Annotated in this window: 20 protein-coding genes; 5 read left to right on the forward strand and 15 right to left on the reverse strand. The window is 73.5% G+C overall.

Going from position 1 to position 21,201, the window contains the following annotated elements; all coding sequences use genetic code 11:
- The 13 genes from ACFVU3_RS07455 to ACFVU3_RS07515 all read right to left on the reverse strand — a co-directional run bounded on the left by ACFVU3_RS07455 (window position 1) and on the right by ACFVU3_RS07515 (window position 13,323).
- Complete coding sequence (locus tag ACFVU3_RS07455) at window positions 1–888, reverse strand: ABC transporter permease (protein ID WP_390064517.1); 888 nt, start codon at window positions 886–888, stop codon at window positions 1–3.
- Entirely contained in the window at window positions 875–1,669 is a 795-nt protein-coding gene (locus ACFVU3_RS07460; RefSeq protein ID WP_390064518.1) for an ABC transporter ATP-binding protein, read from the reverse strand. Before ACFVU3_RS07460 ends, ACFVU3_RS07455 begins: the two co-directional genes overlap by 14 nt.
- A gap of 34 nt (window positions 1,670–1,703) precedes the next feature.
- Window positions 1,704–2,825 carry an aliphatic sulfonate ABC transporter substrate-binding protein gene (locus ACFVU3_RS07465; protein ID WP_390064519.1) on the reverse strand — a complete coding sequence of 374 codons (1,122 nt, stop codon included), beginning with the start codon at window positions 2,823–2,825 and terminating at the stop codon, window positions 1,704–1,706.
- 206 nt (window positions 2,826–3,031) lie between these two features.
- Entirely contained in the window at window positions 3,032–4,375 is a 1,344-nt protein-coding gene (locus ACFVU3_RS07470; RefSeq protein ID WP_390064520.1) for a sulfate adenylyltransferase subunit 1, read from the reverse strand.
- 2 nt (window positions 4,376–4,377) lie between these two features.
- Window positions 4,378–5,310 carry a sulfate adenylyltransferase subunit CysD gene (cysD, locus tag ACFVU3_RS07475; protein WP_390064522.1) on the reverse strand — a complete coding sequence of 311 codons (933 nt, stop codon included), beginning with the start codon at window positions 5,308–5,310 and terminating at the stop codon, window positions 4,378–4,380.
- Between the two features lie 272 nt (window positions 5,311–5,582).
- Window positions 5,583–6,149, reverse strand: coding sequence for an adenylyl-sulfate kinase (gene cysC / locus ACFVU3_RS07480; protein ID WP_390064523.1), 567 nt, complete (start codon window positions 6,147–6,149; stop codon window positions 5,583–5,585).
- Window positions 6,149–6,865, reverse strand: a complete 717-nt coding sequence (locus tag ACFVU3_RS07485; RefSeq protein WP_390064524.1) for a phosphoadenylyl-sulfate reductase — start codon at window positions 6,863–6,865, stop codon at window positions 6,149–6,151. Before ACFVU3_RS07485 ends, cysC begins: the two co-directional genes overlap by 1 nt.
- Window positions 6,862–7,041, reverse strand: coding sequence for a hypothetical protein (locus ACFVU3_RS07490; RefSeq protein WP_390064526.1), 180 nt, complete (start codon window positions 7,039–7,041; stop codon window positions 6,862–6,864). Before ACFVU3_RS07490 ends, ACFVU3_RS07485 begins: the two co-directional genes overlap by 4 nt.
- Complete coding sequence (locus ACFVU3_RS07495) at window positions 7,038–8,735, reverse strand: nitrite/sulfite reductase (protein ID WP_390064527.1); 1,698 nt, start codon at window positions 8,733–8,735, stop codon at window positions 7,038–7,040. Before ACFVU3_RS07495 ends, ACFVU3_RS07490 begins: the two co-directional genes overlap by 4 nt.
- Window positions 8,736–8,860: 125 nt before the next feature.
- Window positions 8,861–8,944 (reverse strand): putative leader peptide, encoded by an 84-nt coding sequence (locus tag ACFVU3_RS07500; protein WP_311136957.1) that lies wholly within the window; start codon window positions 8,942–8,944, stop codon window positions 8,861–8,863.
- A gap of 145 nt (window positions 8,945–9,089) precedes the next feature.
- Window positions 9,090–9,659: a GNAT family N-acetyltransferase gene (locus tag ACFVU3_RS07505; RefSeq protein WP_390064529.1), complete on the reverse strand. Its 570-nt coding sequence runs from the start codon at window positions 9,657–9,659 to the stop codon at window positions 9,090–9,092.
- 252 nt (window positions 9,660–9,911) lie between these two features.
- Window positions 9,912–11,204 (reverse strand): GAF domain-containing protein, encoded by a 1,293-nt coding sequence (locus ACFVU3_RS07510; protein WP_390064530.1) that lies wholly within the window; start codon window positions 11,202–11,204, stop codon window positions 9,912–9,914.
- A gap of 481 nt (window positions 11,205–11,685) precedes the next feature.
- The gene (locus tag ACFVU3_RS07515) at window positions 11,686–13,323 is read right to left on the reverse strand and encodes an acyl-CoA dehydrogenase family protein (RefSeq protein ID WP_390064532.1); all 1,638 of its coding nucleotides are present in this window, start codon (window positions 13,321–13,323) and stop codon (window positions 11,686–11,688) included.
- A 17-nt stretch (window positions 13,324–13,340) separates the two neighbouring features.
- Here ACFVU3_RS07515 and ACFVU3_RS07520 point away from each other — a divergent pair, with 17 nt between their 5' ends.
- Complete coding sequence (locus ACFVU3_RS07520; protein ID WP_390064533.1) at window positions 13,341–14,465, forward strand: YihY/virulence factor BrkB family protein; 1,125 nt, start codon at window positions 13,341–13,343, stop codon at window positions 14,463–14,465.
- Window positions 14,466–14,587: 122 nt separating this feature from the next.
- A complete protein-coding gene (locus ACFVU3_RS07525) occupies window positions 14,588–15,343 on the forward strand; it encodes a helix-turn-helix domain-containing protein (RefSeq protein WP_390064534.1) in 756 nt (251 codons plus the stop codon).
- On the opposite strand, the gene ACFVU3_RS07530 is transcribed toward ACFVU3_RS07525, so the two are convergent.
- Window positions 15,283–15,702, reverse strand: coding sequence for a VOC family protein (locus ACFVU3_RS07530; RefSeq protein ID WP_390064535.1), 420 nt, complete (start codon window positions 15,700–15,702; stop codon window positions 15,283–15,285). The genes ACFVU3_RS07525 and ACFVU3_RS07530 overlap by 61 nt on opposite strands.
- Window positions 15,703–15,720: 18 nt before the next feature.
- Window positions 15,721–17,661: a BTAD domain-containing putative transcriptional regulator gene (locus tag ACFVU3_RS07535; protein ID WP_390064536.1), complete on the reverse strand. Its 1,941-nt coding sequence runs from the start codon at window positions 17,659–17,661 to the stop codon at window positions 15,721–15,723.
- 241 nt (window positions 17,662–17,902) lie between these two features.
- On the opposite strand from ACFVU3_RS07535, the gene ACFVU3_RS07540 reads away from it, so the two are divergent.
- The 3 genes from ACFVU3_RS07540 (at window position 17,903) to ACFVU3_RS07550 (ending at window position 21,182) form a co-directional block, all read left to right on the forward strand.
- Entirely contained in the window at window positions 17,903–18,364 is a 462-nt protein-coding gene (locus ACFVU3_RS07540; RefSeq protein ID WP_390064537.1) for a phospholipase, read from the forward strand.
- Between the two features lie 229 nt (window positions 18,365–18,593).
- On the forward strand, window positions 18,594–19,751 hold the full coding sequence (gene rsgA / locus ACFVU3_RS07545) for a ribosome small subunit-dependent GTPase A (RefSeq protein ID WP_390064539.1): 1,158 nt from the start codon (window positions 18,594–18,596) through the stop codon (window positions 19,749–19,751).
- 66 nt (window positions 19,752–19,817) lie between these two features.
- On the forward strand, window positions 19,818–21,182 hold the full coding sequence (locus ACFVU3_RS07550; protein WP_390064541.1) for an AlkA N-terminal domain-containing protein: 1,365 nt from the start codon (window positions 19,818–19,820) through the stop codon (window positions 21,180–21,182).
- The last annotated feature ends 19 nt before the right edge of the window (window positions 21,183–21,201 follow it).

Consider the following 21,201-nt stretch of genomic DNA (forward strand, 5'->3'; position numbering starts at 1 on the left):
TCACTTCACCAGCAGGCCGCGGCTGCGGAGCACCCAGCGCTCCAGCGGGCTGAAGATCAGCAGGTCGATGGCGATGCCGACGATCAGGATCAGCAGGATCGCCAGGAAGACGCCGGGCAGGTCGATGTTGTTGCGGCCGTTCTCCAGGAGCTGGCCCAGGCCGAGCCCCAGGTCGGGGGAGGAGGCGATGATCTCCGCGGCCATCAGCGAGCGCCAGGAGAAGGCCCAGCCCTGCTTCAGCCCTGCCAGGTAGCCGGGCAGCGCGGCCGGGAGGACCACGTGCCAGGTGCCCTTGAGGCCGGTGGCGCCCAGGGTGCGGCCGGCCCGCAGGAAGAGCGGCGGCACCTGGTCCACGCCGGAGACCAGGCCGTTGGCGATGGACGGCACGGCGCCGAGCAGGATCACCGTGTACATCATGGCGTCGTTCAGGCCGAACCAGAGCACGGCCGGCGGCACCCACGCCACCGACGGCAGCGACTGGAGACCGGACAGGATCGGGCCGATCGCGGCGCGGACGAACTTCACCCGGGCCACCAGCAGACCCAGCGGGGTGCCGATGGCGAGGGCGAGGAGGAAGCCGGCCAGGCCCCGGGACACGCTGGTCCAGATGACCTCCAGGAGGGTGCCCTGGAGCCACATGTCGGACAGGCCGTCCCACACCGCGGACGGCGCGGGGAGCTTGGTCTCCTCGGTGATCTTCGCGGAGACCAGGACCTGCCAGACGACCAGGACGAGGGCGACGGCGAGGGTGGGCGGGAGGACCTTCTTGACGAGGACCTCGCGGACCGGCGTGCGGCGGACCTCGACCGCGTCCAGCGCGTCGAGCCCGGCCTCCAGACCGGCGAGGTCGTCGTTCTTGACCTTCGCGGCGGTGTCAGTGCTGGCCATGGCGGCGGATCTCCCCACGCAGGTGTTCAGTGATCTCGACGGACAGCTCCGCCACGTCGGCGTCCTCGATGCGGCGCGGCTGCGGGATGTCCACGGTCCACTCCTTGGCCACCCGGCCGGGCCGGGAGGAGAGCAGGACGACGCGCTCGGCGAGGCGGACGGCCTCGCGCACGTTGTGCGTGACGAAGAGGACGGAGAGGTTCGTCTCCTCCCAGATGCGGGTGAGCTCGCCGTGCAGCACGTCGCGGGTGATGGCGTCGAGCGCCGCGAACGGCTCGTCCATCAGCAGCAGCTGGCTGTCCTGGGCGAGCGCCCGGGCGAGCGCCACGCGCTGGCGCATGCCGCCGGACAGCTCGTGCACCCGCTTGCCGTACGCGCCGCCGAGCCGGACGAGTTCGAGCAGCCGCTCGGCCTCCGGCCTGCGCTCGGCCCGCGGCAGCCCGCGCAGCCGCAGCGCGAGCTCGATGTTCTTGCCCGCGGTCAGCCACGGGAAGAGGGCGTGCTCCTGGAACATCAGGGCCGGCCGGCCGCCCGGGGTCGCGATGGACCCCAGGGTCGGCCGGTCCAGTCCGGCGACCAGGTTCAGCAGCGTGGACTTGCCACACCCCGAGGCCCCCAGGATGGTGACGAACTCGCCGGGCGCGACGTCGAGACTGACGTCGTCCAGGACGAGCTGGGTACCGGCCGGGCCGGAGAAGGACTTCGAGACGTGCTCGATCCGGGCGGCGTGCGTCTGCTCCGCTACGGTGCCCTCGGCAGCCTTGGCGAGCGTCGTGGCCATGGTCGTCACCTCCTGGGTATCAGCTGCGGACTGCTTACTTGACGCCGAGACCGGCGTCGGAGACCTCGGCCTGGCCCTCGGCCTTCAGCACCTTGTTGAGGAGCTTCAGGTCGTAGATGCCGGCCAGGTCGGGCTGGTCGATGAGCTTCGCCTTGACCGCCCACTCGGACTGCGTCTTCAGCGTCGCGGCCAGCGGGTCGTTCGTGATCGCGATGCTCGGCCACGCCGGGTCGATGACCTTGGCGTCCAGGGCCTTGCCCGACTCCGCCTTCAGCGCCGCGTTGGCGGACTCCTTGGCCTTGTCCGGGTTGGCGTTGATCCACGCGTTGGTCTTCACCGTGCCCCGCAGGACGGCCTCGACGACGTCCGGGTGCTCCGTGAGGAACTTCTGCGACACGATGATGTTCGTGATCACGAACTTCTTGTCGGGCCACAGGGAGGTCTCGTCGAGGAGCACCGACGCGCCCTGGGAGACCAGCTTGGAAGCCGTCGGCTCCGGCACCCAGGCACCGTCGATGGAGCCCGACTTGTAGGCGTCCGGGGTCACCTTGTTGTCCGTGCGCACCACGGAGACGTCACCCTTGCCGGACTCGGCGTCGACCGTCCAGCCCTTCTCCGCGATCCAGTTGAGGAGCGCGACGTCCTGCGTGTTCCCCTTCTGCGGGGTGGCGATCTTCTTGCCCTTCAGGTCGTCCAGGGTCTTGATCCTGTCCGGGTTCACGACCAGCTTCACGCCGCCGGAGGCGGAGCCGGAGATGATCCGCAGGTTCTTGCCCTTGGACTTGACGTAGGCGTTGATGGACGGCGAGGGGCCGATGAAGCCGATGTCGAGAGAGCCGCCGTTGAGGGCCTCGATCTCGGACGGGCCGGCGTTGAAGGTCTGGGGCTTGAGGACCGTGCCGCCCAGCTCCTTCTGGATGTGGCCGTCCTGGACGCCGATCAGCGCGGTGGCGTGCGTCAGGTTGGGGAAGAAGCCGACCCGGACCTCGGGGGCGGAGAGCTTCTTCGCGTCGGCCGCGATCGGGGCCTTCTCCGCGGACGTGTCCTTCTTCGCGTCGGAGCCGTAGCCGCACGAGGCGAGGGCGCCGATCAGCAGAGGCAGGGCGGCGGTGGCGGCCAGGCTGCGGCGCAGGGTGGTACGGGTGGTGGCAGGCACGGGAGGTGTTCCCCTCGATTCAGCGTCTTCGAAGTCTGTGTCTGTGTCGTTCGGGGTGGAGCGGGTGGAGCCGTGTCGCACCGCTCACGCGGTGCACCGAGGTCAGCACGCACATCGCGCGACACCTCCTCTGCCCGCGCCGAGCGCGCCGGAGCCGACCCGGCCGCCTTCCTTCGCGAAGGTCCCGTAGAAGTCCTGAGTCATCGTCAGAAGTCCCATCCCTCTTCGTCGTCGGTGGTCTGCGCGGCCTTGGCGGTGGCGAAGGACTCGCCCGCCATGCCCGCCGCGAGGGTGGTGCCGTCGGCCGGGTCGATCAGCAGGAACGAACCGGTGCGGCGGGAGTCCGCGTACGCGTCGAGCGCGAGCGGCTCCGCCGTGCGGACCTTCACCCGGCCGATGTCGTTGGCGACGAGCTGCCCGGGCTCCGGGTGCTGGGAGAGGTCGTCCAGGGTGAGCCGGGACGGGATCTCCTTGACGATCGCCTTGACCGTGCGGGTGGTGTGCTTGAGCAGCACCCGCTGGCCGACGGTGAGCGGCTGGTCCGCCACGTGGCAGACGGTCGCCTCGACGTCCTGGCTGGTGGCCGGGGCGTCGCCGCTCGGGGCGAGCAGGTCGCCGCGCGAGATGTCGATGTCGTCGGCGAGCCGGATCGTGACCGACTGCGGGGCCCAGGCGATGTCCACCGGCTCGCCCAGCGCGTCGATCGCGGTGATCGTCGAGGTCCTCCCGGACGGCAGCACGGTGACCTGCTCGCCGACCCGGAAGGCGCCGGCCGCGATCTGGCCCGCGTAGCCGCGGTAGTCGGGGTGCTCGGCGGTCTGCGGACGGATCACGTACTGGACCGGGAAGCGGGCGTGGCACGCCGTCAGGTCGTGGCTGACCGGGACCGTCTCCAGGTGCTCCAGGACGGTCGGGCCGCCGTACCAGTCCATGTTCGCGGACGGCTCCACGACGTTGTCGCCGGCGAGCGCCGAGATCGGGATCGCGGTGATCTCCGGGACGCCCAGCTCGGAGGCGTACGTGGTGAACTCCTCGGCGATCGCGGCGAAGACGGACTCCCGGTACTCGACGAGGTCCATCTTGTTCACGGCCAGCACCACGTGCGGGACGCGGAGCAGCGCGGCGACGGCGGCGTGCCGGCGGGTCTGCTCCACGACGCCGTTGCGGGCGTCGACCAGGACCACGGCCAGCTCGGCCGTGGAGGCGCCGGTCACCATGTTCCGGGTGTACTGCACGTGCCCCGGGGTGTCGGCGAGGATGAACCGCCGGCGCGGGGTCGCGAAGTAGCGGTACGCCACGTCGATCGTGATGCCCTGCTCCCGCTCGGCCCGCAGGCCGTCCGTGAGCAGCGCCAGGTCGGGGGCCTCCTGGCCGCGCGAACGCGAGGCGTGCTCCACGGCCTCCAGCTGGTCGGCGAGGACCGACTTGGAGTCGTGCAGGAGCCGGCCCACCAGGGTGGACTTGCCGTCGTCGACGGAGCCGGCGGTGGCGAAGCGCAGCAGGGTGGTGGCGGCCAGCTCGGCGGCCGGCTGCTCGATGGACGTGCTCATGGTTAGAAGTACCCTTCGCGCTTGCGGTCTTCCATCGCGGCCTCGGACAGCTTGTCGTCGGCCCGGGTGGCGCCCCGCTCGGTGAGACGGGAGGCGGCGATCTCGGCGATGACGGCGTCGAGCGTGGTGGCGTCGGAGTCGACGGCGCCGGTGCAGGACATGTCGCCGACCGTGCGGTAGCGGATCAGCCGCGTCTCGACCCGCTCGGTCTCCTTCGGGCCGCCCCACGCGCCGGCGGTGAGCCACATGCCGCTGCGGGCGAACACCTCGCGCTCGTGGGCGAAGTAGATCTGGGGAAGCTCGATCTTCTCGCGCTGGATGTACTGCCAGACGTCCAGCTCGGTCCAGTTGGAGAGCGGGAAGACCCGGACGTGCTCGCCGGGGGCGTGCCGGCCGTTGTACAGCTGCCACAGCTCGGGGCGCTGGCGGCGCGGGTCCCACTGGGAGAACTCGTCGCGGAGGGAGAACACCCGCTCCTTGGCGCGGGCCTTCTCCTCGTCGCGCCGGCCGCCGCCGAACACGGCGTCGAAACGGTGCTGCTGGATGGCCTCGGTCAGCGGCACCGTCTGGAGCGGGTTGCGGGTGCCGTCCGGGCGCTCCTTGAGGGCGCCGCGGTCGATGTACTCCTGCACGGAGGCGACGTGCAGCCGCAGCCCGTGCTCGGCGACCACGCGGTCGCGGTACTCGATGACCTCGGGGAAGTTGTGGCCCGTGTCGACGTGCAGCAGCGTGAAGGGGACCGGCGCGGGGGCGAACGCCTTGAGCGCCAGGTGCAGCATGACGATGGAGTCCTTGCCGCCGGAGAAGAGGATCACCGGCCGCTCGAACTCGCCCGCCACCTCACGGAAGATGTGGACGGCCTCGGACTCCAGGGAGTCGAGGTGCGACAGCGCGAACGGGCTGTCGGTCTCGTGGACATGGGCGACGGTGGTCACAGTGCCTCCTCGTGAGCTTCTCCGCCCGCGCGGCGCACCGGTGCGGCTTTCGTCGTGGTCTGCGGGCCGGTGGCCGCGCGCACGTCGCTCACCGTGCCTCCTCGTGAGCTTCTCCGCCCGCGCGGCGCACCGGTGCGGCTTTCGTCGTCGTCTGCGGGCCGGTGGCCGCGCGCACGTCGCTCACCGTGCCTCCTCGTGAGCTTCTCCGCCCGCGCGGCGCACCGGTGCGGCTTTCGTCGTGGTCTGCGGGCCGGTGGCCGCGCGCACGTCGCTCACAGCAGACCCCTCTCGGTGAGCAGCGCGTGGAGCTGCGCCGCGGACTCCTGCACGGTCTGGTTCTGGGACTCGATCCGCAGATCGGGGGCCTCGGGGGCCTCGTACGGGTCGTCGACGCCGGTCAGGCCGGAGAGCTCGCCCGCGGCCTGCTTGGCGTAGAGCCCCTTGACGTCGCGGACCGAGCAGACCTCGACCGGGGTGGCCACGTGGACCTCGACGAAGGCGGTGCCCTCGGCCTGGTGCCGCTTGCGGACCGCCTCGCGGCTGTCGGCGTACGGGGCGATGACCGGGACCAGCGCGGTCACGCCGTGCGAGGCGAGCAGCTCGGCGACGAAGCCGATCCGCTGCACGTTGGTGAACCGGTCCTCGCGGGAGAAGCCGAGGCCCGCGGAGAGGAACTCGCGGATCTCGTCGCCGTCGAGGATCTCGACGCGGTGGCCCTCCTCGCGCAGCCGGCCGGCCAGCTCGTAGGCGATCGTGGTCTTGCCGGCGCTCGGCAGTCCGGTGAGCCAGACGGTGGCACCGGTCACGTGGGTCTCCAGGGGGGTGTCGGGGGTGGTCATCAGCCGTGCAGTCCGCATTCGGTCTTGGCGCGGCCGGCCCAGCGGCCGGCCCGGGCGTCCTCGCCGGCCTCGACCCGGCGGGTGCAGGGCGCGCAGCCGACGGAGGCGTACCCGTCCATGAGCAGCGGGTTGGTGAGGACCCCGTACTCGGTGACGTAGGCGTCGACGTCGTCCTGGGTCCAGCGGGCGATGGGGGAGACCTTCACCTTGCGCCGCTTCTCGTCCCAGCCGACGACCGGGGTGTTCGCCCGGGTCGGGGACTCGTCGCGGCGCAGTCCGGTCGCCCACGCGGTGTACCCGGTCAGCCCCTCCTGGAGCGGCTTGATCTTGCGCAGCGCGCAGCACAGGTCGGGGTCGCGGTCGTGCAGCTTCGGCCCGTGCTCGGCGTCCTGCTCGGCCACCGTCTGGCGCGGGGTCAGGGTGATGACCTTGACGTCCATGACGGCCTCGACGGCGTCACGGGTGCCGATGGTCTCCTCGAAGTGGTAGCCGGTGTCGAGGAAGACGACGTCCACGCCGGGCATGGCGCGGGAGGCGAGGTGGGCGACGACCGCGTCCTCCATGGAGGAGGTGACGCAGAACCGGTTGCCGAAGGTGGCGGCGGCCCACTGGAGGACCTCCAGCGCGGAGGCGTCCTCCAGCTCCCGCCCGGCCTGCTCGGCGAGCGCCTTCAGCTCGGCGTCGGTGGTCGCCTCGGTGACCTGAGTCGCCGTCATATCGATTCCCCTCCAGTGGAGTTGCCGGAAGTTCCGGGGGCGAGGAGCCCCAGGAACTTCAGCTGGAAGGCTCGACTGCACGCTGCGCATTCCCAGGAGCCGTGGCCCTGCTCGCTCGGACGCAGGTCCTCGTCCCCGCAGTAGGGGCAGAAGAAGGGGGCGGCGCGCTCGCTCACGAGAGGGCCTCCTCGGACGCCCTGGCCGCCCAGGTGGCGAAGCGCTCGCCGTCCTCGCGCTCGGCCTGGTAGCGGCTGAGGATCCGCTCGACGTAGTCGGGCAGCTCGGCCGAGGTGACCTTGAGGCCGCGGACCTTGCGGCCGAAGCCGGCCTCCAGGCCGAGGGCGCCGCCCAGGTGGACCTGGTAGCCCTCGACGCGGTTGCCCTCGTCGTCCAGGACCAGCTGGCCCTTGAGACCGATGTCCGCGACCTGGATGCGGGCGCAGGCGTTCGGGCAGCCGTTGATGTTGATGGTGAGCGGCTCGTCGAACTCCGGGAGGCGGCGCTCCAGTTCGTCGATGAGCGAGGAGCCGCGGCCCTTCGTCTCGACGATGGCGAGCTTGCAGAACTCGATGCCAGTGCAGGCCATCGTGCCGCGCCGGAAGGGCGACGGGGTGACCCGCAGGTCCAGCGCCTCCAGGGCGGCGACCAGCGACTCGACCTGCGACTCGACGACGTCGAGGACGAGCATCTTCTGCTCGGCGGTGGTGCGGACCCGGCCGGAGCCGTGGGCCTCGGCGATCTCGGCGATCTTGGTGAGGGTGGGGCCGTCCACGCGGCCGACGCGCGGGGCGAAGCCGACGTAGAAGTTGCCGTCCTTCTGCTTGTGCACGCCGACGTGGTCGCGCCAGCGGCCGGCCGGCTGCTCGGGCGCGGGGCCGTCGGTGAGCTTCCGCTTCAGGTACTCGTCCTCCAGGACCTGGCGGAACTTCTCCGCGCCCCAGTCGGCGACGAGGAACTTCAGGCGGGCGCGGTTGCGCAGCCGGCGGTAGCCGTAGTCGCGGAAGATCGAGATGACGCCCTCGTAGACGTCGGGGACCTCGTCCAGGGAGACCCAGGTGCCCAGGCGGACGCCGAGCTTGGGGTTGGTGGAGAGGCCGCCGCCGACCCAGACGTCGAAGCCCGGACCGTGCTCGGGGTGCACGACGCCGACGAAGGAGATGTCGTTGATCTCGTGCGCCACGTCGAGCAGCGGCGAACCGGAGACGGCGGACTTGAACTTGCGGGGCAGGTTGGAGAAGTCCTTGTTGCCGACGATCCGGCGCTGGATCTCGTCGATGGCGGGGGTGCCGTCGATGATCTCCTCCTCGGCGATGCCGGCGACCGGCGAGCCGAGGATGACGCGCGGGGTGTCGCCGCACGCCTCGGTGGTGGAGAGGCCGACCGCCTCCAGGCGGTTCCAGATCTCGGGGACGTCCTCGATGCGGATCCAGTGGTACTGGACGTTCTGCCGGTCCGTGATGTCGGCGGTGCCGCGCGCGAACTCCTCGGAGATCTCGCCGATCACCCGCAGCTGCCGGGTGGTCAGCCGGCCGCCGTCGATGCGGACGCGGAGCATGAAGTACTCGTCGTCCAGCTCCTCCGGCTCCAGGACACCGGTCTTGGTGCCGTCCAGGCCCTGCTTGCGCTGGGTGTACAGGCCCCACCAGCGCATGCGCCCGCGCAGGTCGTTGGGGTCGATCGAGTCGAAACCGCGCTTCGAGTAGACCGTCTCAATACGTGTCCGCACATTGAGACCGTCGTCATCCTTCTTGAACTGCTCATTGCCGTTCAGCGGGGTGAAGTGCCCCACGGCCCACTGACCCTCGCCACGGTGGCGCCCGGTCTTGCGGCGGGCGGCGGCGGGGGTGGGGTTTTCCGGGGTGGCGGCCATGGCGTCTTGTCCTTCGGGACTGCGGGAGGGCGGCTCTGACCTGCACACTCGCGCGCAGAACAGAGAGTGGCGCGGCGGTGCGCAGCAGGGTCGGGCAGAGAGGGATTGCGGCAGTGCTGGTGTGCTCAGCGCGCCGGACAGATGGCGCTGGACATGCGGCCGAGGTCGACGTGCCGCCGACTCACCAAGGCAGTTCCAGTTCCAGGCATGGCGGAAGCGTGTCACGGGACTTTGGACCCAGTCCAGCATCGTCCGTTATGTGGACATGAACGTCTCACTGTGCGAGACGGTGTGGTCTGGGTCACGCGAAAGGGGCCCTGATCAGGGCCCCTTTCGCGGCGAACTGTCGGAGACTCAGGCGTGCGCGCCGGGCCACGGGCCGGGCGTCACGGTCTCCTCGGCCTGCTCCACCTTGGTGTCGAAGAGGCGGAAGCCGCGGCGCTCGTAGTTGGCCATGGCGTGCGGCCCGTCCAGCGAGCAGGTGTGCAGCCACACCCGCTTCGTCGGCTCCCGGTCCGGCCAGCGCTCGGCCAGGTCCCAGGCGCGCCGGATGCCCTCGGAGAGCAGGTGGCCGCCGATGCCGCGGCCCCGGAAGGCGGCGATCAGGCCGAAGTAGATGATCTCGACGACCCCGTCGTCCTGCGGGTCGAACTCCACGTACCCGGCCGGCGTCCCCCGGTCGTACGCCACCCAGATCTCGGCGCCCGGCTTCTCCGCGATCTCCTTCCACTGCGCGTAGTCGAGCGGGAGCCGGTCGGCCCAGTGGATGTCGCCGCCGACCGCGGTGTAGAGGTAGCGGCTGAACTCGGGGGAGGGGACCTCGGCCCGGCGGACGACGATGTCGTCGCCCTCGGGGACCCGCGCCGGACGCAGGTCGTCGGGCGAGGTCTGTTCCAGGGACCAGGTGGTGAGAGTGATGCTCATGCTCTTATCGCATCATGCGGAGCGCCGGATTCCCAGGCCGGGCGGGGGTGGGCCCCGTCTCGCCGGGCCGGGGCGGACGCGGTGTCCGGCATGTGGACAGGCGGGGGGGGGCGGCCGGACCCGGGGGTGCGGGAACCGGCCGTCGGGCCTCGGACTCGGGAGCCGGTCGCCCGGGAGCCGGCCGCTCCGGACCCGGGAACCGTTCGCCCGGAGCCGGCCGCCCGGGGCATCGGCCCGCGCGGACCCGGACGGTCAGACCCGGCTGGCCGAGCGGATCGCCGGGGCCGTCGAGTGCGGGAGGAGGTCGCCCGGGCTCTTCGGGCGCCGTACCTCCACCGCGATCTCCTCACGGAAGCGGTACGGGCGGTGCGCCAGGACGCCGGCCAGGGTGCGGCGTACCCGGGACATCTCGGCGCGGACCGTCACCGTCCTCGTCCGGTCCCCGAACACGTCCTGCGCCAGATCGGCCGCCGTCCGCCCGTCCGGATGCAGCGCCAGGAGATAGAGGAGTTCCGCGTGGCGCGGGCTCAGCTCCTGCTGCCAGCTCCCGGCCGCTCCGGAGACCGCCACGGTCCAGCGGCGCGGCCGGCGCAGGTCGAGGACCACCCGGCTCGCCGCCCCCGACTCCGCACCGGCCGGCGCGGTGTCCTCCTCCACCCGCAGCAGCCAGCCGCCGGGCAGCGGCTCCACCGCGCACAGGCCCAGCGAGGGCAGCCACACCCGGCCGGCGCCGAACGACTTCGGCAGCGTGATCCGGTCCATCGGGGCGAGCCCGGTCACCGCGGCCGTCCACCCGTGGGCGTCGACCGCGACGGCCCGGCCGCCCACACGGCACAGGATCGGCGCGGCCACCGCCCGCAGCCGCTCGACCGTGCCCCGGTGCCGCTCGCGCATCTCGGCCTCGGCGAGCCGGGCGACCGAGCCCACCAGGGCCAGCATCGAGGGGTGGAAGGTGGAGGCCGGCCCGCTCACGTCCAGCACGCCGAGCAGCCGCTGGTCGCGCGGGTCGTGGACGGGCGCGGCGGCGCAGGTCCAGTTGTGCAGCGCGTGCACGTAGTGCTCGGCGGAGTGGACCTGCACCGCCCGGTGGGTGGCGAGCGCGGTGCCGACCGCGTTGGTGCCGGTGGTGTGCTCCGTCCAGGCCGCCCCCTCCTCCAGGCAGATCCCGTTCGCGTGCCGCATCACCGAGGGGTGGCCCTCCCGCCACAGCACCCGGCCGTGCTCGTCGGTGACCACCATGATCTGGAGCGAGGCGTCGGCGATCCCGGCCAGGCCGGAGCTCAGGGTCTGCATCACCTCGGCCAGCAGGGTGCTCCGCCGCCGCTGCTCCAGCTCGTCGCGGCGCAGCAGCACGCTGCTGGTGCCCTGGTCGGGGTCGAGGCCGAGCCGGGCCATCCGCCGCCAGGAGGCGTCGATCTCCGGGCGGGGCGCGATCGGGGGCGTCCGTCCGGCCAGCGTCTCCTCACGGACGCGGTGGAGCAGCCGGGCCGCCTGGACGGCGTCCATGGTGGCCAGCCGCTTCATGTCGAGCCGCGTGTTGTTCATCGGTCCCTCCCCGCCACCCGGTGTGCTGTATCGGTTCTGCAGTGTCCGGGCGGATGACCGGAGTGTCGTGAGCGCCGTCCGGCCCGTCCGAATTGTCGCCCCGGGCCGTGGGTCGCAGTGTCGCGGGTCCATCGTGCCGTCCGGAAGCCCTCCACGGAGCCCGGTTCGGGTAATCCTGCAACCCTTTGCAACTCTGGCCCCGCCCCGGCCCGGTGCGTGAGGGTGGTGACGGCGGGTGGTGGTGCCGTGTCGGCGCAGCACCACCCCCGCCTTCCGCGCGTGCCGACCCCGCGCCCCGCCCCGCGGGCCGCCGGGTCCACCCCTGGTACGCGCGGCACAGCCTCCCGCACCCACGTGCCCCCGCCGCCCGCCCGCGGCGAACACCGCCCGCGCCCGCGGCGAACACCGCCGTGACGCAGGGAATCCGCCCGCGGCGCGGCGCACACCTGACGCGCCGCCCCCGCCGCGGGACCCCCCGCCCTCACACCACCGGCCGGGCCCGCTCCACCACCGCGCGCAGGTCCAGGGTGTGCGGCAGGGTGCCGAAGGCCGAGCCCGCGTCGCCGCCCAGCCGCCCCGCGCAGAACGCGTCCGCGACCTCCGGCGGCGCCCAGCGCACCAGCAGCGCGCCCTGGAGGACCAGGGCCATCCGCTCCGCGAGCCGCCGGGCCCGCGCCTCGACGCCCTCCAGATCGGCCAGCTCCGTGAGCAGGCCCCGGATCGCCCGGTCGAGCCGCGGGTCCGCGCCGCGCGCCTCCCCGACCTCCCGCAGGTACGCGTCCAGCGCCGCCGGCTCCGTCCGCAGCGCCCGCAGCACGTCCAGCGCCTGGATGTTCCCCGCGCCCTCCCACACCGAGTTCAGCGGCGACTCGCGCAGCAGCCTCGGCAGCCCGGACTCCTCCACGTACCCGTTCCCGCCCAGGCACTCCAGCGCCTCGGCCACCAACGGCACGCACCGCTTCGTCACCCAGTACTTGGCCGCCGGGACCGCGATCCGCAGCAGCGCCAGGTCCCGCTCCGTACCGGAGTCGTACGCCGCCGCCAGCCGCATCCCGAGGACGGTCGCCGCCTCCGACTCCACGGCGAGGTCCGCCAGCACGTTCCGCATCAGCGGCTTGTCGGCGAGGAGACCGCCGAAGGCCGAGCGGTACGAGGCGTGGTGCACGGCCTGCGCCACCGCCTGCCGCATCAGCGCCGCCGACCCCAGCACGCAGTCCAGCCGGGTCGCCGCCACCATCCCCATGACCGTCCGCAGCCCGCGCCCCTCCTCGCCGACCCGGCGCGCCCACGTCGTCCCGTCGAACTCCACCTCCGCCGAGGCGTTCGACCGGTTCCCGAGCTTGTCCTTGAGCCGCTGGAGCGCGAACGCGTTGCGCGAGCCGTCGTCCAGGACCCGGGGCACCAGGAAACACGTCAGGCCGCCGGGCGCCTGCGCGAGCACCAGGAACGCGTCCGACATCGGCGCCGAACAGAACCACTTGTGCCCCGTCAGCACGTACTCGCCGGAGGCCGCCAGCGGCCGCGCGGACGTCGTGTTCGCCCGTACGTCGCTCCCGCCCTGCTTCTCCGTCATCCCCATCCCCAGCAGCACCCCCGCCTTCGAGGCGGCCGGCCGCAGCTCCCGCTCGTACACCCGGGAGACCGCCGGCGGCTCCCAGACCGCCGCCAGCTCCGGCTCGGCCCGCAGCGCCGGCACCGCCGCGTGGGTCATCGACAGCGGACAGCCGTGCCCGGCCTCCGCCTGCGTGGCCACCAGGAAGGCGGCCGCCCGCCGCACGTGCCCGCCCGGCCGCCCCCACGCGTCCGTCAGCCCCGCCGCCACGCCCTTGCCGAGCAGCCGGTGCCAGGCCGGATGGAACTCCACCTCGTCGATCCGGTGCCCGTACCGGTCGTGCGTCCGCAGCCGCGGCGGGAAGGCGTTCGCCTGCTCCCCCCACTCCCGCACCTGCTCCGAACCCGAGGCCCGGCCCAGCGCGCGCAGCTCCTCCGCGGCCCCGTCGAGGAGGCCGGCGGGCAGGTGGCGGCCGACCGCCTCGGCCAGGGCACGGTCGGACGTGAAGACGTCGTACCCCACCAGGGGCGGAGCCTGGTTGGTCACTGTGTGGGAGGCCGCTTCCATGCCGATACGGTAAGCAGGTGCAGGCAGCAAGCGAAACACCCGAACGGCCGGAGCGGCGACCCTGGAGCAGGCTCCACCGGGCCCGCGTCCTCTACCGCAACGTCTCCAAGCGGAAGATGGTCTGGCTGCTCCTCAAGGACACCGTGAACTCGTGCATCGAGTACCGGATCCTCGGGCTCGCCGCCGAGGCGGCCTTCTTCACCCTGCTCTCCCTGCCACCCCTGCTGCTCGGACTCATCGCCCTCCTCGGCTACGCCGACGACTGGACCAACACCGACACCGTCGCCAGCATCCAGGAGAACATCCTCCGCGCCGCCGGAACGGTCCTCTCCGACCGGGGCGTCGACGAGATCGCACAGCCGATCCTCGACGACATCACCCACGCGAAACGGCCCGAACTCGTCTCCCTCGGCTTCGCCATCGCCCTGTGGTCAGGCTCCCGCGCGGTGAACGTCTTCATCGACACCATCACCGTCATGTACGGCCTCGACGGGCACCGCGGCATCGTGAAGACCCGGCTGCTCGCCTTCCTGCTCTACATCGTGGCGCTGATCATCGGGGCGGTGGTGCTGCCCCTCGCGGTCGTCGGCCCCGACCGGGTCGTCGAACTCGTCACCTGGGGCACCGACGTCGTTGCCGTCCTCTACTGGCCGGCCGTCATCCTGCTCTCCGTCGCCTTCCTCACCACGCTCTACCACGTCTCCGTGCCCGTCAGATCGCCGTGGATCGAGGACATCCCGGGCGCGCTCGTCGCCCTCGCGATGTGGGCGTTCGGCAGCTTCCTGCTGCGGATCTACCTGACGAGCCAGGTCGAGGGACCGACCATCTACGGCTCGCTCGCCGCACCCATCGCCATCCTCCTCTGGATCGGCGTCTCCGCCTTCGCCGTCCTGGTCGGCGCCGCCGTGAACGCGGCCATCGACCGCGTCTGGCCGTCCGTCGCCACCGCCGCCGCCCGCGAGGCCAACGAACGCGCCCGCGCCGTCCAGGCCGCCGAGCTCGTCGCCCGGATCCGCGCGGAGGCCGAGGAGGTCGACGAGGACGACCCCGACATGCCGTCCGAGTTCCCCGAGCGCTGGTCCAGGTTCCTCCCCCCGGACGACGTGAAGGCCCGCCTCCACACGGGCTGGGAGAAGGAGTGAACGGCACCGGCGTCCGGCCCGCCCCGACGCACGGGCCCCGGAGGCCCGGCCCCGGGTCCCGCCCGGAAGGCCCCGTCCGGCGCGGACGGCGCCACGCCCCGCACAGGATCTAGCCTGGACGGGTGTACGAGGAACGCCCCGCCCGGCTCGACGGCGCCGTCCTGTGGACCCGGACGGCGCCCGCCCCCGTCGTCTCCGGCGCCCTCGTCGTCCCCGACGGCTGCATGGACCTGATCTGGGCCGACGGCCGGCTCCTCGTCGCGGGCGCCGACACGCGCGCGTACCGCTCGGAAGAGGCCGTCGCCCGGTACGCGGGGCTGCGCTTCGCGCCCGGCGACGCCCCGCACCTCCTCGGCGTCCCGGCCCGCGACCTGCGCGACCGCCGGGTCGACCTCGCCGACCTGTGGGGCGCGGGACCCGCCCGCCGCCTCGCCGCGCGGATCGGCGGGGCACCCGACCCGGCCGCCGCCCTGGAGGCGTACGCGCTCCACCGCGCGGCCGGCACCGGACCGCCCGACCCGCTGCTCCGCGCGGTCGCCGCCCGGCTCGGCGCGGGCCGCCCGGTCGGCGAGACCGCCGACGCCCTCGGCCTCGGCGTCCGCCGCCTCCACCGGCTCTCCCTGGACGCCTTCGGCTACGGCCCCCAGACCCTGGCCCGCGTCCTCCGCCTCCAGCGCGCCCTGGCCCTGCTCCGCGCCGGCCTCCGGCCCGCCGAGGCCGCCACCCGCGCCGGGTACACGGACCAGGCCCACCTCACCCGCGACACCCGCGCCCTGGCGGGCACGACACCGGGGGCCTACGCGCGCGTGGCGGCGGATCAGGAGCCGCCGGGGGCCCTGGAGTCGATCGAGACGTCGGCGAACAGCGAGATCCCGTAACCGTCCGGATCGGTCACGACCGCGTACCGCTGCCCCCACACCGCGTCCCACGGCTCCAGGTGTCCCGCGTACCCGGCCCCCGTGAGCTCCGCGTACACCGCGTCCACGTCCTCCGCCGCGTCGCACCGGAACGCCAGCTCGCCCCGGCTCCCCTCCGTCCGCCGGAACGACGGATCGAAGGACCGCACGGACTCCTCCGTGTCCCACGCGAGCCGCAGCCCCCCGGGCAGCACCGCCTCCACGTGCGGCGCCCCCTCCGCCCCCTCCGGGAAGTCGAGACCCAGCCGGCGGTAGAAGGCGAGCGAGGCGGCCATGTCGGCGACCACCAGTCCGATGAGATCGAGTCGAGGTGTCTTCATGCCCCCGACGCTAGAGGCTCACCAGGACCGCGTCTTGTACGGATCGGACACCGGGGGCAGCGGGGGAGGGCCGGAGCGGGAGGTCCGGGCGGGGCGCTGTATCGGCAGGGACTGGAGGTGGAGCAGAAGAAGGGGATGGAACCGGAAGGTCGTGACGGGCGGGCCGTCCAGCGCGACGGGCGGTGCGGGGAGCGGTTCCAGGAGACAGGCGTCGGCGAGACGCTCGACCAGGTCCTCGGCCCGGGGGACGGGCAGGCCGAGGGCCGCCGCGGCGGAGTCCGGGGTGAAGGGGCGCGGCCCGAGCGCGGTGAGACGGGTCAGCACCTCGCGGCTCTCGGTGTCGGTGCGCCGCAGCAGGCGCGCCAGGGCACCGGCCACGTCCAGGCGCCCGAAGGCGAGTTCGGCGAGCCGGGTCGGCTCCGCGGCCAGCCGCTGCGCGAGGCGGGCCACCGACCAGTGCGGGCGGGCGGCGAGACGGGCCCCGGCGATCCGCAGCGCGAGCGGCAGCCCGGCGCAGAGGTCCACGATCCGTTCCGCCGCGGCCGGCTCGGCGGTGGTGCGGGCCCGGCCGGCCGTCGCGGTCAGCAGCGCGAGCGACTCGGCGCGGTTCATGGGCGCGAGGGCGAGGACCGTGGGGCCGGTCTCCGCGGCGAGGTGGACGTGGCCCGTGACCAGCACCGCGCAGCGCGGCCCGGCCGGCAGGAGCGGAGCGAGCGCGGCGTGCTCGGAGGCGTTGTCCAGCAGGACCAGGAGCCGGCGGTCCGCCGTGCGGGTGCGGTAGATCCGGACGAGCTCCCCCAGGTCGTCGACGGCGGAGTCGGGCGGCTCGGTGCCGAGAGCGCGGAGGAACCGTACGAGGACGTCGCGCGGATCCTCGGGGGTTCCGTACGGCCCGGTGAGGTCGGCGTACAGCTGCCCGTCGGGGAAGGCGTCACGGGCCGCGTGCAGGGCGTGCACCGCGAGAGCCGTCTTGCCGACGCCCGCCATGCCGGTGATCAGACAGCGGCGCGGTCCCGCGGCGGCGGGGCGGGCGGCGAGCAGGCGGCCCAGCACGGCCCGCTCACGGGAGCGCCCCGTGAAGCAGGGGGTGTCGGGAGGCGGCATGAACGGCGGCGCGGCGCCGGGCGCCCCGCCGGCGGCCCGGCGGGGCGCCCGCGCGGCGGCCGGGGCGGGAACCGATGCCTTCGCCGCGCCCGCCGAGGCGCGCTCCGCGGGCGGCGGGGCGAGGTCCAGCGTGGCGCACAGCAGGGCCTGATGCGCGGCCTTCAGCCCATGGCCGGGGTCGACGCCCAGCTCGTCGGCGAGCACCGCCCGGCCCTCGTCGAAGACCTGGAGCGCCTCGGCCTGCCGCCCGCACCGGTAGAGGGCGGTCATCAGCTGGGCCCGCATCCGCTCGCGGAGCGGGAAGTCGGCGACCAGCCGGGTCAGCTCGGCGACGATCCGCTGATGCCGGCCCAGGGCGAGATCGGCCTCGATCCGGTTCTCCAGGGTGGCGGCGCGCTCCTCCTCCCAGTGCGGGACCTCCTCCTCCGCGAGGAACTCGGTGACGTTCACCAGCACGGGTCCCCGCCATAAGTCCAGCGCGTCACGCAGGAGGGTGGCGGCCTCCGCGTGCCGGTGCTCCTGGAGGGCCTGCCGGCCGAGGCGGTCGAGGCGTTCGTACTCCAGGACGTCGACGCGGCTGTCGCCGGTCCGGATGGCGTACCCCGGCGCACGCCGCTCCAGGGTGACCTCGGGGTCCAGCAGCTTGCGCAGCCGGGAGACGTACGTATAGATCTGCGCGCTCATCGTGGCCGGCGGCTCCGCTCCCCACAGCAGCCGGCTCAGCCGGGCGTCCGGGACGACCTGCCCGCGGGCCAGCAGCAGGGCGGCGAGGAGGGTGTGCGTCTTCGTGCCCGAGAGGGCGACACGCCGGCCGTCCCGGGTGGCCTCGACCGGGCCGAGCAGCTGGAAGTCCATGGGTTCCTCTCGACGGCGGACTCGGGGCTGTGGAAACCACCTTGGCCGAACGGCCCGCCCCTCCGACGCCGAACCGATCGGCATCCTCCCGGCAACCGGCACCGGCAACCGGCAACGCGGCGACCGGCCGCGGCGTAGAGATTCCGTACAGCTGCGTCAGGGATCCGCTATATCCCGGCCCACCAGTCTCGGGGCATCGGCGCCGGGAGATCCCCGGTCCGCTCTCCGGGGAGGACCCCTGATGCGCAGTCGACTCACCGCTGTGACGGCCACCGTCGTGGCCGGAATCGTCGCCCTTGCCACGCCGGCCGCCGCCGCGCCGGCCGACAAGCCGCAGGTGCTGAGCAGCTGGACGCAGACGAGCGCCACGAGCTACAACTCCTGGGCTTCCGCCCGCGCCAACCAGGGCAGCTGGTCCGCCTACGGGTTCGACTGGTCCACGGACTACTGCTCGTCCTCCCCGGACAACCCCTTCGGGTTCCCGTTCCAGATGTCCTGCGCCCGCCACGACTTCGGCTACCGCAACTACAAGCAGGCCGGGACCTTCAGCGCGAACAAGGCGCGGCTCGACGACGCCTTCTACGCCGACCTCAAGCGCGTGTGTACCCGCTACTCGGGCCTGACCCGCACGTCGTGCGACTCCACCGCCTGGACCTACTACCAGGCCGTGAAGGCGTTCGGGAGCAGCCCGGCCATCGGTTAATCCGGTGGTGCCGTCCTCGGGAGCGGGCTAGTGTGCTGCTCATCCGCTCCCGAGGGGCGGTGTCGGTTCGTCGAGAAGAAGCCGGAGGTGAGGACATTGATGACTGTCACGGTGACGGGCTCTGCCCGCATTCAGGAGTTCATCGTTCCCACTTCCGTGGTCTCCGGCTGACACCTTCCACCCTCGCGCGCCGCGCGCGCGGCCGGGGCCACCCTGTGAAGGGTTCCCCTTGTCTTTCTCGCGTTCCTCCGTTTCCCCCCGCTCCACTCTCTCCGCTCTCTCCACCTCCGCCGGCTCCGCCGGCCTCTCCGTCCTCGACGCCCATGGCTGGGACGCCGACTGGGCCGAGAGCTTCGCGCCGTACGCCGCCCAGGGGCTCGTCCCCGGTCGGGTCGTGCGGGTCGACCGCGGCCAGTGCGACGTGGCGACGCCCGACGGCACCGTCCGGGCCGACACCGCGTTCGTGACCCCGCACGATCCGCTGCGGGTCGTCTGCACCGGCGACTGGGTCGCCGTCGACGCCGAGGGCGTGAGCGACCCCCGGTACGTGCGGACGCTGCTGCCGCGGCGGACCGCGTTCGCCCGGTCCACCTCGTCCAAGCGGTCCGAGGGGCAGATCCTCGCGGCCAACGTCGACCACGCCGTCATCACCGTCTCGCTCGCCGTCGAGCTGGACCTCGGACGGATCGAGCGGTTCCTCGCCCTCGCGTGGGAGTCCGGCGCCCGGCCGACCGTCGTCCTGTCCAAGGCCGACCTGGTGCCCGACCCGGTCGTCCTCTCCCACCTGGTGGAGGACGTCCAGGGCGCCGCGCCCGGCGTCGAGGTGCTGCCGCTCAGCTCGGCCAGCGGGGACGGCGTCGACGTCCTCAAGGCCGTCGTCTCCGGCGGCACCACCGTCCTCCTCGGCGTCTCCGGCGCCGGGAAGTCCACCCTCGCCAACGCCCTCGTCGGCGAGGACGTCATGACCGTGCAGGCGGCCCGTGACGTGGACGGCAAGGGCCGGCACACCACCACCACCCGCAACCTCTTCGTGCTGCCCGGCGGCGGTGTCCTCATCGACACCCCCGGCCTGCGCGGCGTCGGGCTGTGGGACGCGGAGGCCGGCGTCGGCCAGACCTTCGCGGAGATCGAGGCGCTGGCCGCCGACTGCCGCTTCCACGACTGCTCCCACGAGTCCGAGCCGGGCTGCGCGGTCGTGGCGGCCCTCGACGAGGGCACGCTCTCGGTGCGCCGGCTGGAGAGCTACCGCAAGCTCCTCCGCGAGAACCAGCGCCTGGTCGCCAAGACCGACGCCCGGCTGCGCAACGAGATCCGCAAGGACTGGAAGCGCAAGGGCGCCGAGGGACGGGCGCAGATGGCCTTCAAGCGCGAGGGCCGGCTGCGGTAGCGGCACCGGCGGCGCCGTGTCCGAATCCCGCCAGTGCGCGGCGGTTCGCCGCCGCACACTGGAGACATGACGGACGACGAGGGGGACACCCTCTACCAGGCGGTGAGCAGCAGGGACGCGCGGTTCGACGGCGCGTTCTTCTTCGCCGTGCGGACCACCGGCATCTACTGCCGGCCCAGCTGCCCCGCCGTCACCCCCAAGCGGCGGAACGTCGCCTTCTTCCCGACGGCGGCCGCCGCCCAGGGGCACGGCTTCCGGGCCTGCCGCCGCTGCCGGCCCGACGCGGTGCCCGGATCCGCGGCGTGGAACGTCCGCGCCGACGTCGTCGGCCGGGCGGTGCGGATGATCGGCGACGGCGTCGTGGACCGTGAGGGCGTGCCCGGCCTCGCCGTCCGCCTCGGCTACAGCACCCGCCAGGTCCAGCGCCAGCTCACCGCCGAGCTGGGCGCGGGACCGGTGGCGCTGGCCCGCGCGCAGCGGGCCCACACCGCCCGCGTGCTGCTCCAGACCACCACGCTGCCGGTGACCGAGATCGGCTTCGCGGCCGGTTTCAGCAGCGTCCGGCAGTTCAACGACACCATCCGGGCCGTCTACGCCCGCACCCCGACCGAGCTGCGCGCCGAGGCGGACGGGCGGTCCGGACCGCGGGCCGCGCCGGCCACCGGCGTACCGCTGCGGCTCGCGTACCGGGGGCCGTACGCCGCCGCCGAGGTCTTCGACCTGCTGGCCGCCGAGGCCCTGCCGGGCGTCGAGGAGGTCACCGGGCCGCGCGGCGGCCGCACCTACCGGCGGACCCTGCGGCTGCCGTACGGACCCGGGGTCGTCGCCGTCCGCGAGCGGGCGCCCGGCCGCTGGCTGGAGGCCCGGTTGCACCTCGCCGAGCTGCGCGACCTCACCACCGCCGTGCACCGGCTGAGGCGCCTGTTCGACCTGGACGCCGACCCGTACGCGGTGGCGGAGCGGCTCGGCGCCGACCCCCGTCTCGCCGCCGGGGTCGCCGCCCGGCCGGGCGTCCGCTCGCCGGGCGCCGCCGACCCGGAGGAGTACGCCCTCCGGACCGTGCTGGGCCCGGAGGAGTCCGCCCGCGTCCTGGCCTCGGCCGGGACCCCGCTGGACACCCCCGACGGCACGCTCCGCGCGCTCTTCCCCGTCCCGGCGGACCTCACCGGCCACCCGGTCGCCGGGCCGTCGGCCCGTGCCCTCGCCGACGGCACCCTCCGCCTCGACCCGGGCGCCGACCGCGACGAGGCCGCCCGCGTCCTCGGGACCCTCCCCGGGGTCGACGCCCGGGCCGCCGCCCGGATCCGCGTCCGCTCCCTGGGCGACCCGGACGTGCCGGAGCCGGACGGCCCGGACGCGCCGGAGTGGGCGCCCTGGCGGTCGTACGCCGCGCACTACCGGAGGGTCCCGGTGACGGCGGTCCCGTCCTAGCTCGGCCGGAACGGGCCGC

Source organism: Streptomyces sp. NPDC058052 (genome assembly GCF_042885515.1).
In the GTDB taxonomy this organism is placed as follows: domain Bacteria; phylum Actinomycetota; class Actinomycetes; order Streptomycetales; family Streptomycetaceae; genus Streptomyces.